The organism is Neobacillus sp. PVCKKU3, assembly GCF_058323225.1.
The window spans coordinates 127359-140890 of sequence record NZ_JBLVQN010000006.1; the positions used below are offsets into that span (position 1 = coordinate 127359).

The window sequence follows — 13532 nt, forward strand, 5'->3', positions numbered from 1 at the left end:
GAATGAAAAAAGCATCATCTTTTGAAAAAGCAGCAGCAAGATGCTGGAATCTTTTGAATGAAGGGAAGCCCTTTACACCAATTTTTACAGTTGGGACAATGGTGATTTACTCGGTTGCAAACTTTGGAAAGTCCGGCTTCCTAGCCGATTTTTTGCTAGGCTTGTTAGCCATTTTGCCATTGCTTGTGATCTATTACGTATTTGATTTTCCGTTATTTTTAAGAAATTATTTATGGATTCCGCTAGTTGCCTATCTTATTATTTGGAACAACGTGAATCTAGGATTACTCTTTACGGCAGTAGGATTATATTTTTTCTTTACCGTCTTTTTTTGGGGCACCTTTTATTATCATTTACGAATTGGAACCTCATGGCTTAATTTTACCCGCTTTTGGAAGCTTGTCTTGAAAAATAGCGATTCTACCAGTGGCAATGCCCAGGAACAGCTGCCAAAGTTTCTTTTATTATTATCCCTATGGAATTTTTCGCTTTCAGAACATACATGGTCAGGGGCTGAAATCGGACAGCTTATCCTGTTTTATGTAGGAGTCTTTCTATTTTCATGGATTCTTCACAAAAATCTCTTCGATTGGAAGCCAAAGGTTATTCCAACCTACACCTCTAATGTTGTGGCAACCTCAAGGGAAATCAATCAAAAAGTGATTGTGATGGTCATTGACGGGATGAGAAAGGAAAGGTTTGAGGAAGCGAATACACCGTTTCTTGATTTCTTAAGAAAAAATGGTACTGAATATGCCCGGATGGAAACGGTATACCCTGCTCGGACTGTTGTTTGTTTTTCGTCTATGTTTACCGGAACCTATCCATTTGAACATGGGATTAAATCCAATATGGTGTGGAAGCTGGGAATTAAGGTCGAAAGCGTCTTTGATAGTTTAAGAAAGGTTAGTAAAAAGGGGTCTCTTTTGGCAGTTGCCCATCTGGTGGATTCGTTTGGCAGTGATGTTGATACGTTCACGGCGGTCATGCATAACGATGTTGTCGATCGAAAAATTATCGAGAGAGCAAAGTTGATTATGGAGGAAAAAAATCCCGATTTGCAAATCGTCCAGTTGATCAGTACCGACCAAACCGGCCATAGCCGAGGAGTATTATACGACGAATATATTCAAAAGATTGAGGAAGCCGATGCGCTAGTCAAGGAGTATTATGATTGGCTGAAGGAAAAAGGAATGCTGGAAAATTACACGTTCATCGTTTGTGCGGATCATGGCCAGGCGGATGGTATTGGCGGGCACGGTCACCTCGATGAAGGAGAACGGTTTGTACCATTTTTCATGTACGGACCGGCCATTGAGAGCGGCAAGGTGGTCGAAGAAAAGCACAGCCTGGTTTCCCTTGCTTCAACGATTTCCTATTTATTAGGGGCGCCGTTTCCAAATAAAGCTCGTGGGCCAGTATTAAACGAAGCAATTAGGAAGGAAGTATTAATAAATGATGCAGCAAAAGGTGATCGTATTTCTTCCAGCTCATAATGAGGAAGAGTCAATCGCGGAGGTTATTAAAAAGATACCTAGAAATTTTAATCCACGTGTGCAAGTAGAAGTTTTAGTTGTAAATGATGGCTCCAGTGATAAAACGGTTGAACAATCCCTAAGGGCTGGAGCGGATCATATCTATACATTTGAAAAGAATCAAGGATTAGGGGCAGCTGTTCGAAAAGGATTGGAGCTTTGTGTAGAGAAAAAGGCTGATATTGGTGTCATGATTGATGCGGATAATGAGTATCCTGCTGAGCAAATTCCTGAATTAATTGAACCCATTCTAACTGGAACCAGTGACTATGTTATGGGGTCACGGTTTATGGGAACAATTAAAGGGATGAAGTGGAACCGGAGACTCGGAAATTATTGTTTTACGCTGCTTCAAGCACTCTTACTGCGGAAATGGATCTATGATGGCCAATCCGGCATGCGGGCTTTTTCTAGACAGGCAATGATGGAGGCAGAAATCATTCATGATTATAACTATGCCCAAGTGCTTACATTAAATTTAATAAGAAAAGGATTTCGAATGAAAGAAATTCCTATTCATTATCAGGTCCGAAAAGCAGGAGAATCATTTATTAAGTTTAAGGCTTATATGACCTCAGTCCTGCCGGCCATTATCAAAGAGATGACAAGGCCTGTTAAAAAGAGAAGGGTTTATCTTGAACAAGGCAGTGTTTTTCCGTTAATGAATAATAAGAAAGATTAATAAGTATTATAATTATGTTATTTATGTGAATTTCTAATTTATTGGATTGACAGCGAGGATGATAATCATTATCATTATCAGTGGAGGAGGAAATTTTTTAATGAAGAAATTTTCAGTATTGTTTTTCATTACTTTTTTAATCATAAATGCCCTTTCCATTCGCGGGGTGGAGGCCTATTCCTATGGTGACCCCAACGAAGAGAAGGTTGCTGAAGTTTACAAAGAAATGCTCGTAAAGCTTGATGAGAATCCTCCAAATTTTACAGCTGCAAAAAAGTCTTATGAATCGGTTCAAGAAGAAATTGATATGCATATGGGGCCTGAGCCTTCAAAGCTTATTCTGAAAAACTTGGCTGATGAAGATAAACAGGCGCTAACCGATAATATGGAAAAGCTTCTTGTCTTAAATATCGCGAGACGGCTTGATAGTATTGAAAATAATTTTTCAGAATATGAGACTACGAAAAGACTCCTTGCTAAAGGATTTGCTACATACGAAGCATTGTCACCAAAGGTTGAAGCTGAGCATCCGGAAAACGATAAGAAAATCAGAGCGGATTTTGATCAGGCACTTCAAGCATTGGGGAACCCCGGTTTGTTTGGCGTAGGGAAAAAGGAAGCCAGTCTAGATTCCTTTAAGCAAAATAAAGATGAGATTTTGGATACCTTAAAAACAGAATTTAAAATAAAAAGCCTTGATGTAGGACATTTTTCTGAGAGTGCTACAGAATCTAATGCTGGCGGAAAAAAGGATTGGACAGATGTTTCGAATATTCGAAATTGGATTCCGCTGATCTTAATTGCTGCAGTGATCATTGCAGTTGTCATATTTGTTGTTCGAAGAAGAAGGAAATAATAAAACGAAAAGACACCTTTGGAGAGAGGAGAGGCGGCTGTGGAAATTCAAGCGCTGCTGATAACATTTCGGGAAGTTTTAGAGGCATTGCTCATTGTCGGGATTATTACGACCTATTTAAAAAGAGTGAACCAAAAGCAATACACAAAATATGTCTGGTTGGGAGCAGGCCTTGCCGTCCTGGCGAGCTTCGGGGCGGCCCTGTTATTCCAGGTAGTGTTTACTGGATTTGCGGCAATGGGAAGCGAGATGTATCTGAAAATAGGGATTATGCTCGTTTCAACCGTCCTCCTCACGCAAATGGTGTTTTGGATGGCCAGTCATGCTCGTGATTTAAAAGGAAACATGGAAGGGAAAATGAATAAGTTTATTACGACCGGCAACGTTGTTGGCATGGTCATTCATTCCTTTCTGGTCGTCCTTCGAGAAGGAATTGAAACGGTATTTTTCTTTGCTGCAATTACCGGCGGTAACATTGGCGCTGCAATGCAGGGCTGGGGTGCAATAACTGGGGTGATCATTGCCGCTGTCGTCTCGTATTTCTTCTTTAAAGGAACAATGAGAATTCCATTAAGCACTTTCTTTAAACTGACGGGTGCATTTATTATTTTAATTTCCGCAGGGTTATTGGTACAGGCGATTTCGATGATGCAGGATTTAAACATTATCGGTAGTGTCATTCCACATGTATATGACCTTACCTGGTTTTTACCTGAGCATCCGATTGACTATAGCCATTATCTTCGTGATCATGGTACTGCGCCGCTCCTTTCTGGGGATTTTGGCATCTTTTTGAAGGCATTATTCGGCTATTCATCGATGCCTTCGATTGAAGAGGTACTTGCCTATATTGGTTATTTTGTCGTTATTTTATTGCTTACTTCATCAAAAAATGCTCCGGTAAAAGCAAAAAAGGAAGAAGCGGCCAAATCAGCCAAACTGCTTAAACCACAGGCAAAATAGTTCAGCGAAACTTAAAAGTACAAGGCGGACGCCTTGTACTTTTTCTCTTACCAAAAGCAGGTGATTATATGAAGTTAACAGGATTCAAGCGTGGATTTCTAATGGTGTTAAGCATGGTAACGATCATAACTGTGATTGCCTCCCAGCTTTATTTTTTAAATCCATTCGCCTCAACCTGGGATCAGGTGGATTTTTCCCTGGCGTTGATTCGTTTTGATTTAATGGCTATGCAGCCCCATTTTCCTGGATATCCCTTCTTTATATTGGGTGGAAAAATCCTTTATCCTTTTTTAGAAAATCCAGCAGAGGCCCTGACCATGTTTAATATCCTGGCTTATGCCAGCTCGCTATTTCCGATTTATCGGCTCTTTCGAAAATTACTGCCTGTCCACTTTTCATGGCTGGCAACGGCGATCATTTTTTCGCAAACCTATATTGTGATCATGGTCAATCAGCCGATGTCAGAAGGGGCGGCGCTCGCTGTCCTTTGGTGGTATGTTTGGGGTCTTACATTAGCTATGGAAAGACACAATTCCTCCCTTATTTTATTGCCATTAGGCATTTTAAGTATCATGCTAGGTATCCGTCTTTCCTATCTGCCGTTTGCATTGGGCATCTTGTTCTTGTTTTATTGGAAATGGAAAAATGGGCTTCTAACATTAAAAGAGGCCGGTTATTATGCTCTCTTTGGGCTTGTCTTTCAGGCCTGCTGGGTTGTCGCTCTGATCATCTCTGAAGGAAGTCTGACAGGTTTTATTAAGCTTTCTTTAGCCTTTACAAGTGGCCATTTCACAGATTGGGGCGGAGCAGTCGAAACATCTGAGATTAGTTTTTTAAAGAGATGTTCGATATTTTTATGGGATAATATTCTTTGGACAGGTATTGCCGCAAAAGATTACATAATTGCTGTTATTTATCTTTGCTTGTTTATAAAGATAGGAGTTAGCAGGAGACCCAAATTCGAGCATGAAGCAAGAAAGCTTTTTGTGAATTTAATTTATCTGTTGTTTTTCAGTTATTTTTTATGGGCACTGCTGGCACAAAATATTGAGAAACCAAGGCATATCCTCCCGCTTGCGGTTCTGCTTATTTTCTATCTTTGTTTTCAGCTGTTCGCAAAAAGGACTCCCTGGTTCATCACCGTCATAGCCGTTATTTTGCTTGGAGTTCAAGCTGTAAAAAGTGTGGAGTTATTAAAAGCGGAAGCGGCTGAACAGCCTGCCGTTTATCAAATGAATGCGTATATTGAAAAAATGAATGAACCGGTTATTCTATACACATGGGAGGAAACACGGGTATTGCAATATTTACATGCACCGTACACCCACAAAAGGATTAACACGTACCAATTATTTCAAATGGAAACAAAATACTATCAAGGAAGAACGGTGCTGCTGACGGATAAAGTAGTAAAAGGGTTTGTTTCACAGGGGGGTTCCGTTAAGGGGAAGTTAAAAAAGCTGAAGAGCTTCAAGTCAAGAGAGCTTTATGACCCAGTTTATAACGAAATAACCTTATATAAATGGATCGACCATTAATGGTTGTAATAGAAAGGACTTAAGCATTGAAAAAAATTGCGATTGCAGGAACAGGATATGCTGGACTAGTCACAGGGGTTTGTTTAGCGGAGATTGGTCATTCGGTCATTTGTGTTGATAAAGAATCGACTAAAGTTGAAATCCTCAAAAAAGGAAAATCAACGATTTATGAACCTGGCTTGGAAGAGATGCTAAAGAGAAATTTAGAGGCGGGCAGGATTTCATTTACAGCTAGTTCTTCTGAGGGCTATAAAGATGCGGAAATCATCATTATTACTGTGGGAACGCCAAAAACAAAAGATGGATTGTTAGATTTGCAATATATTAACCAAGTTTCAATCGAAATCGGCCAATCCATTGTTCGTCCAGATGTCATTATTGTAACGAAAAGTACCGTTCCAGCCGGAACTAGTGAAAAGATTAAGGAATGGATTAACTTAAACAGTCCCCAAAAGCTTAATTTCCACATTGCGGCAAACCCGGAGTTTCTTCGTCAAGGTTCAGCTATTCACGATATGTTTCATGGGGACAGGATTATTATCGGTTCGGAGAGTGAGTATGCCCTAAATTGCTTAGAGGATTTATATAAGCCATTTGGCATTCCAATTATGAAAACAGATACAAGCAGTGCAGAACTAATTAAGGTTGCTGCTAATGCATTTTTGGCCTTGAAAATTAGTTATGTGAACGCCCTTTCCAATTACTGCGAACAAATCGGAGGAAATATTGAAGATGTAGCAATGGGAATGGGGATGGACAATCGGATTGGGCTGTCGTTTTTAAATGCCGGCATCGGTTTTGGCGGCTCATGTCTTCCGAAAGATACCGAGGCACTTGTTAATATGGCCCAAAAGGCAGGAGAGCCAAACAAACTGCTGGAGGAAGCATTGCAGATTAATCGAAGGCAGGAATTACGACTATTTCATAAGGCACAGACAAGATTTTCTAATTTAAAAGGGAAGAGAGTAGCGATATTGGGACTTGCCTATAAACCTGATACAGATGATGTCCGTGAGAGTGCGGCAATCAAGCTGGCAAGGCAGTTGGTGAAGGAGGAGGCCTCAATCATTGCCTTTGATCCTGTGTCAATAGAGAATGCCAAATTGGAATTAGGGGAGCTCATTTCCTATACAAATTCACTAAATAAAGCACTTAGGGGGGCTGATTTGGCGTTGGTCGTAACGGATTGGGAGGAAATTAAAACGATTAACCTAAACACCTTTTCTGAACTCATGAAACAGCCGATTGTTTTTGATGGAAGAAATTGCTTTCATCTTGATGTCGTCGAAAAATATCCAATCGAATATCACTCAATTGGCAGACCCAGTGTATATGGAAAAATGAAAAAAGGAAATCCCGTAAGTTAAAAGGGGATTTCCTTTTTGTAAGCAGGCGTATGATTATTTTGAGGAAAGTTCCTTTTCTAATGCGATTTCAACAGGGACATAAGCATATCCCAAATCGTGGGCAACTGCCTCGTAAGTGATTTCTCCGTTTGCCACGTTTACGCCAAGTTTCAATGCTGGGTTTTCCGAAATCGCTTTACAAACGCCTTTACCCGCAATTTGAAGGGCATAAGGAACCGTAACATTCGTTAAGGCAATGGTAGAGGTCCTAGGAACCGCACCTGGCATATTGGCAACAGAGTAGTGAATAACTCCATGCTTCTCAAAGGTTGGGTTATCATGGGTAGTTACGTGATCAATTGTTTCGACGATGCCGCCTTGGTCAATTGCCACATCAACAATAACGGCCCCCGGCTTCATTGCATTCACCATTTCTTCTTTGACAAGCCTAGGCGCTTTTGCACCTGGAATTAACACTGCCCCAATTAACAGTTCAGCTTCAGCAACCGCTTCTCCAATATTATATGGATTGGACATTAATGTTTTAATTTGATTTCCGAAAATATCATCAAGCTGGCGCAGGCGGTCCGCACTTAGGTCAATAATCGTTACGTCAGCACCTAAGCCGATGGCCATTTTAGCTGCATTTGTTCCGACAACACCGCCGCCAATGATGGTTACTTTTCCGCGGTTTACTCCTGGTACACCGGCAAGCAGAATCCCTTGGCCGCCGTTATTTTTTTGCAGGAATGCGGCTCCGATTTGGGCAGCCATTCGGCCAGCCACTTCACTCATCGGCGTTAGCAATGGAAGTGTATTGTTTACCGATACGGTTTCATAGGCAATTGCAATGACGCCCTTATCTTTAAGTGCCTGTGCCAAAGCAGGCTCAGCAGCAAGGTGCAGATAGGTAAATAAAATCAGCCCTTGCCTGAAGTATTGATATTCACTAGCGAGCGGCTCTTTGACTTTCATAACCATATCCGCTTTTGTCCAGACCTGTTCGGCGCTATTAATAATTTCGGCGCCGGCTTTTTCGTACGATTCATTATTGAAACCGCTTCCAATTCCGGCGTCCTTTTCGATTAAAACCGTGTGGCCGGCATTAATAAATGAAATAACACCTGCTGGAGTAAGTGCTACTCGATTCTCATTATTCTTTATTTCTTTAGGTACCCCGATAATCATCTTGTTAATTCCTCCCTAATCTTCAATCAAAAATCCTATGGATAAAGTATAAAAGGTTTAGGGAAGAATTTCTTTGTCAGGAAAGAAAAATAATGTTTTAACTTTTTGGGGATTTTCACAAAAAGTTTTGTTTAAATCCCCTTGTATTTATTAAGCTTTAAATCAAGGTAGAGCATCATTTTTTGATTAGGGTCTTTAAAATTAATGTCGCCAATTTCGGAGATTCGCTTTAAGCGATAGGCCAAAGTGTTGGCATGGACATTTAAATCCTTCGCTGCATCGTTTATATTGTCATCAAAGTTTAAGAAACTCTCCAATGTTTCAATGAGATTGCTGTTATGTTTTTGATCATATTCGTGAAGCATTTTTAAGGAATAGTTCTCGTATTCTTCATTTCTTCTTTTTTCTAAAAGCAAATCAAATAACTGATAAATCCCCAATTTTTGATAGTTAATGATGTCTTTTGTTTCCTTAGGGAATTTGTTTTTTACCGTTATTACAGCATTTGCCTCGTCGTAAGCTTTGCTGATTTTTGAATAATCCTCATAAATGCCGCTGCAGGCGGGGGTAATCTCTTTAATTCCGAATCGGTCATCTAATTTTGCAGCAAACATTTTTGCAAATTGATCTAGTTCTTGGATCGGGTTTTCAAAATAATCAGCTGCGGCCAGTAAGATCAGCAGGTTGCAATCAATGGCATAAAGCAAAATTTTGACCCGCTGAGTTGTCTTTAATAAATAGGAAATAGCCTGTTCATCTTTGGTTGTAATGTTGTGCGGCAGTTTGTAAACCTGCACGGCAAAGAATTTAGCGGGAGTTATTTGTAGAGAATGGAAGTGCTCCATAATTTCCCTAGATGAGTTCAAATGCCGGGTTAACAGTTTCCAAAAGAATTCCTGGGTACGTTCTTCCTTTTTATTTTTTCTGGTCTGAAGCTGCAGCAGTTTGTTTTTGACTGCGTCCGCAGCATTTTTTAATAAGGTAAAATCCTCGTTTGTTAATGACCGATCGATTTCAAGGGCCCAAATGAATCCTAATACCTCATCCTGCTTCCAGATCGAAATCGCGACCCGATGACCAAGACCGATATCCTCCATGTTTTTTACCCGAATTGGTTCCTTGGTTTTAAGCAGGGCAGGAATGGTTCCTTCTTTCCATAATTGATTAATAACCTTTTCAGGTACTCTGCGGCCAATAATGGTGGAAATTCGTGCTGGATCCGTTCGCTCGTCATGGGTGCTATAGGCAAGCAGACGATGGTTCGCATCTTCAATCGTAATCGGGCATTTAAGCACCTGGCTGATCATGTCGGCAAATTCATCTAAACTATCAAAAGCAGCCTTAAAAGGGTCATATCGATTACCTTCCAATTTGTTGACCTCCATTTATGTAGGAAAACTTTTCTGTTATATAATGCTCTTTGTTTTATTTTACAAAATTACAAGATAAGGTTGAATGCTTAATTTTTTTCGCATACTAAAATTATATGCGTAAAGGAGGTATGTACATTGAGGAAACTGACCATGTTATTTGCTGCTGCTTTGTATTTATTGATTTTCCCAAATTCACTTGGCTTAGCGCAGACTGAAAAAAGTCCGCTTGAAAGCCTGTATGGGCAGAATACCATGTCAGTCTTATGGTTTCAAAAGTCTGGTGAGGCAAAGGCATTATATTATCAAGGGTACTACCTTGGGAAACTAAGACTGGATGAAATTCTTTCCAAAAAGCCTAAAAGGAATGGGTTAAAACCAGCGATCGTGCTTGATATTGACGAAACGGTACTGGATAACAGTCCATATCATGCCTGGATGGTTCAAACCGGAAAAGGAGACCCCATTGATTGGAGTGATTGGTTTAACAGGGCGGAAGCAAAGCCTCTGCCAGGTGCGCTGGATTTCCTGAAGTATGCCGAATCAAGGGGAGTGGAGATCTTCTATATTTCCAACCGCAAGGAAGCACACAAGGAAGTGACCATCAAAAATTTACAAATGGTCGGCGCTCCGAAAGCGGATAAGGAGCATGTTTTATTACAGCAGGAAAAAGAAATCGGCAAGGAAATACGGCGTGAACAGGTAGCGAAAGATTACGATATTGTCCTGTTATTTGGGGATAATCTCGGGGATTTTAAAGGATTTGATCAATTATCCGCTGCAGATAGGATGAAGTCAGTTGACAGAATAAATGCCGAGTTCGGCAGTAAGTTTATCGTCTTTCCAAATCCAATGTATGGGGATTGGGAAGGGGCCATTTACGATTATGATTTGAAGAAGGCTCCTGCAGACTATATGAAAATAAGAAAAGATAACCTTCAAAGCTTTGAACCATAATTTCATTTAAAAAGCGCTGCGGAAAAGCCCGCAGCGCTTTTTATTGAAATTTTAGAAGGACTATCAGAATAAATGCAGGAAATTTATTATGTTTGGCCAGAATATTAATTTGCTTTTACATTCTTAAGGATATTGATGGCAAAAAGGATGATACCGAGGACCATTAATGTTCCGCCAGCAGCAACACCTGGACCGGAAGACTCATTACCTGAAACCAGCAGTGCCAGTGAGATCATCATGACAGGAAGGGCAATATTATGAAGCCAGAAGTGAACTTTTGCTAATGTGGTTTCCGCGGCTTGAGGAAAGGCAACATAAATAAGACCGGCAAGCGTCATCGCTGTCCATCCTAATAAATTAATATGGACATGAACTGGAGTAAAATTAAAGTTTTCCGTCATCGACATGTACATTCCAAGGCATACTCCAATGACAAAGTAGCAAACAGAAACTTTAATAAACTTTACACCCATTTTCCTACCTACCTCCCTTAAAAATAATGACTATAGTAGTAAATATGTAGGACTATTTCATTGTAGAACTATCATTTTCGAGGACGAGAACGGATTTACTCTGGTACTAAAGTAATAAAAATAAAGCACCCCGAAAGGTGCTTTACATTTAAAACAATGCTTTTATTCCAACTAGCGCCAGCCCGATGAGAAAACCACACAATGCTCCATTGACCCGAATCCATTGCAGGTCTTTTCCTACATTGGTTTCAATCATGTGGATGAGCGTTTTATTATCCAGCTTTTCAAGATTTTCTTCGACCAGTTTGCCGACTTTGGAATGGTTTTTATCAACAAACCCGGCAATTTGCATTTTAATCCAAGCTTCAAGCTGTCCCATCTTTTCCTGATTTGAACCGAATTCACTTAGTCCGTCCTTTATGAAAGGAAGAAGATATTCATCGTAGAAAATAGGGTCTTCAACAAAATCCAGTGCTTTAGCTTGAGCATTCGCCAGGAATTCGTTGATTTTTTCTTCAGGTTCCCATTTTGTTATCAATTGGGATTTAAAGCGTTCCAATTCTTCATACATTTTTTCGTCACTTTTCAGGCTCTCAAGTTTCTGGTGAATGTGAATCAATAGGGTTTGCCTGTTTTGGTTAAAGGGGTCACGGAAGCTATCGACACCCTTAATGATTAGATTTTGGATGATATTGCCCAGCTTTTCCTCATTCACCAGATTGCTAAATGATCGGATCGCAAACTGCATAATCCCGTCGGCTGGAATATTTTCAATCATCTCCACAGCAATTCCGCCGAGACGATATTTAGTGCTATCCTTTTTGGCCCAAACATCAATTTCCTTCAGTACCAAATCAAGTGCTTTTTCATCATATTTTCTGACTGTAACCTGGTCAATCAGGAGAGGGAGATAATGCTTTGTATCTAAGCTATTCAGCTGAGATTTTAGCTCCTTTTCAATGACCGGGGCAATTTTTTGCAGGTTTACCATCTTAATTAAATGTTTAATAACCTTAATGCTATTCTTTTTTAGATTGTCTCCGTGTATTTCCTCATTGATGAGTGAAAAAATTTTCTCCGTGAACTGGAAATTGTTTATTTTCTGCTGGATACTTTCTTTCGTCAGCCAATCATTTTCCAGCATCGAGATGATTTTTGCGATAATTTTACTGCGATTTTTCGGCAAAAGTGCAGTATGCGGGATTGGCAGCCCTAGCGGATGCCGGAAAAGGGCCGTCACGGCAAACCAGTCGGCAAGGCCACCTACCAGCCCTGCTTCAAAACCGCCTTGGAGAACTGTTCTCCAAATGGATGGCGGCATGGGAATTGTAGCAAGAAATCCGGCTGCCATAATAATTAATGAAATGGTAGCCAGATGTCGTGTATTTGTTTTCTTATTAACCATTATTGTACCCCTCATTTTTTCATAAAGATAAAGTCATAATGCTATTATCTCAATATTGTAGAAAAAAAAGCAAAAAAAAACCTATCTAAAAATCCTATTCTTGTTGAGAAAGAAGAAAACCTTCTCGTAGGCTTAAGAGGAGGTTTTTTTCGCGGGCTTTTTGTGGGTAATCAGCCCATCTAAATCAGTAATATAGAATTGTATTTCTGGAGCTGATTTTAAATATTTGTCCTGGATTAGCTGATAATAATTTACTCTACGCTCCGGGTCAAACGGCAGCATCGGATATTCATTGTGCTCCTTGACATATAGGTCGACTGCTTTTTGGACAATGTCCATTTCCCCCGGGATATGCTTTTCGTGTTCTTCAAATATCTCATAGGTTTCCTTCGACATATAGTATTTTCTTTCAGGAATCCCGCCAAGAAGATGGGCAAGCTGTTTAAAATCGATGGAGTGATCCTCCTTGACAAGTATGGTTCTGTAAACCCCTTTAGGTAATCTGTTTGAAAAATCACGAACGCTATTTTTTATTTCTTCTAACGTTGCATCAATAATCGGATGTTGTATTTCCTCCGTTGTACCTTTGACTGGAACCTTATGTTCCTTTTTATGGCCAGTAAGTTTTAAGAATAAATAAATGGCAGCTCCGCCTATTCCAATCCCTAAAATCGTCCAAATTAAAATGTTCATGCCCCCCTTATTTTATATGGTTGTATTATAAAATTATTATATCCATCTCATAAAATTCTGCCATTTCTTGGTGATAATGTCGAGGGTTTTTGGATAAAACAAAAAGGTATCCATCTGGCTGGATACCTTTTAATATGCTTCTCGAAGATTAATTTACATCCTTGTATATCACGTGTAGCTCTTTAAGGAAATCATCAACGGATAAATAGGTTTCGGTATCCTCAAAAAACCATAAATCATTTTCTTCTATATAGAAGTTCATTCCATTAACTTCTTTCGAGAACCCAGAGTTTGATGGTGTTTCAATTGAAAATGCAAGACTATAGCCTTTGTGCTTTTCGCCAAAGCCGGCATATTGCGGGAACAGACGAACGCTAAAGGGCCTTGTGTATTCGAATTCTCCTGCAAACCATGTTACTGCTTTTTCATCAATAGAAATTAACATATTCAAACACCAACCTTTTCTATGAGGTGACAATTCCAAAGAATTATCCTTACTTACTAAAAGATTACGTTTTTTCTTGGA

The 13532-nt window shown here is 39.8% G+C and carries 13 protein-coding genes; 7 read left to right on the forward strand and 6 right to left on the reverse strand.

Translation table 11 applies throughout. From position 1 onward, the window contains the following. Positions 1-2: 2 nt before the first annotated feature. From ACNQGS_RS06220 to ACNQGS_RS06245, 6 genes are all read left to right on the forward strand, one after another. Positions 3-1496, forward strand: coding sequence for an alkaline phosphatase family protein (locus ACNQGS_RS06220; protein ID WP_491486576.1), 1494 nt, complete (start codon positions 3-5; stop codon positions 1494-1496). After that, entirely contained in the window at positions 1456-2217 is a 762-nt protein-coding gene (locus ACNQGS_RS06225; RefSeq protein WP_491486577.1) for a glycosyltransferase family 2 protein, read from the forward strand. Before ACNQGS_RS06220 ends, ACNQGS_RS06225 begins: the two co-directional genes overlap by 41 nt. Before the next feature lie 100 nt (positions 2218-2317). Continuing rightward, entirely contained in the window at positions 2318-3073 is a 756-nt protein-coding gene (locus ACNQGS_RS06230) for a hypothetical protein (RefSeq protein ID WP_491486578.1), read from the forward strand. A 39-nt stretch (positions 3074-3112) separates the two neighbouring features. Further along, the gene (locus ACNQGS_RS06235; protein ID WP_491486579.1) at positions 3113-4036 is read left to right on the forward strand and encodes an FTR1 family iron permease; all 924 of its coding nucleotides are present in this window, start codon (positions 3113-3115) and stop codon (positions 4034-4036) included. Positions 4037-4104: 68 nt separating this feature from the next. Continuing rightward, a complete protein-coding gene (locus ACNQGS_RS06240; RefSeq protein ID WP_491486580.1) occupies positions 4105-5574 on the forward strand; it encodes a hypothetical protein in 1470 nt (489 codons plus the stop codon). 26 nt (positions 5575-5600) lie between these two features. After that, the gene (locus tag ACNQGS_RS06245) at positions 5601-6941 is read left to right on the forward strand and encodes a UDP-glucose dehydrogenase family protein (protein WP_491486581.1); all 1341 of its coding nucleotides are present in this window, start codon (positions 5601-5603) and stop codon (positions 6939-6941) included. Between the two features lie 33 nt (positions 6942-6974). On the opposite strand, the gene ald is transcribed toward ACNQGS_RS06245, so the two are convergent. Next, on the reverse strand, positions 6975-8108 hold the full coding sequence (ald, locus tag ACNQGS_RS06250; protein WP_491486582.1) for an alanine dehydrogenase: 1134 nt from the start codon (positions 8106-8108) through the stop codon (positions 6975-6977). Between the two features lie 131 nt (positions 8109-8239). Then, the gene (locus ACNQGS_RS06255) at positions 8240-9415 is read right to left on the reverse strand and encodes a PucR family transcriptional regulator (protein WP_491486609.1); all 1176 of its coding nucleotides are present in this window, start codon (positions 9413-9415) and stop codon (positions 8240-8242) included. Between the two features lie 216 nt (positions 9416-9631). Here ACNQGS_RS06255 and ACNQGS_RS06260 point away from each other — a divergent pair, with 216 nt between their 5' ends. Then, the gene (locus ACNQGS_RS06260; protein ID WP_491486610.1) at positions 9632-10435 is read left to right on the forward strand and encodes a 5'-nucleotidase, lipoprotein e(P4) family; all 804 of its coding nucleotides are present in this window, start codon (positions 9632-9634) and stop codon (positions 10433-10435) included. A gap of 104 nt (positions 10436-10539) precedes the next feature. On the opposite strand, the gene ACNQGS_RS06265 is transcribed toward ACNQGS_RS06260, so the two are convergent. The 4 genes from ACNQGS_RS06265 to ACNQGS_RS06280 all read right to left on the reverse strand — a co-directional run bounded on the left by ACNQGS_RS06265 (position 10540) and on the right by ACNQGS_RS06280 (position 13451). Continuing rightward, positions 10540-10908 (reverse strand): cytochrome-c oxidase, encoded by a 369-nt coding sequence (locus tag ACNQGS_RS06265; RefSeq protein ID WP_491486583.1) that lies wholly within the window; start codon positions 10906-10908, stop codon positions 10540-10542. 148 nt (positions 10909-11056) lie between these two features. Further along, a complete protein-coding gene (locus tag ACNQGS_RS06270; protein WP_491486584.1) occupies positions 11057-12313 on the reverse strand; it encodes a DUF445 domain-containing protein in 1257 nt (418 codons plus the stop codon). A 132-nt stretch (positions 12314-12445) separates the two neighbouring features. Further along, positions 12446-13006 (reverse strand): DUF3939 domain-containing protein, encoded by a 561-nt coding sequence (locus ACNQGS_RS06275; RefSeq protein ID WP_491486585.1) that lies wholly within the window; start codon positions 13004-13006, stop codon positions 12446-12448. A gap of 148 nt (positions 13007-13154) precedes the next feature. Then, the gene (locus ACNQGS_RS06280) at positions 13155-13451 is read right to left on the reverse strand and encodes a HesB/YadR/YfhF family protein (protein WP_491486586.1); all 297 of its coding nucleotides are present in this window, start codon (positions 13449-13451) and stop codon (positions 13155-13157) included. Positions 13452-13532 lie beyond the last annotated feature (81 nt).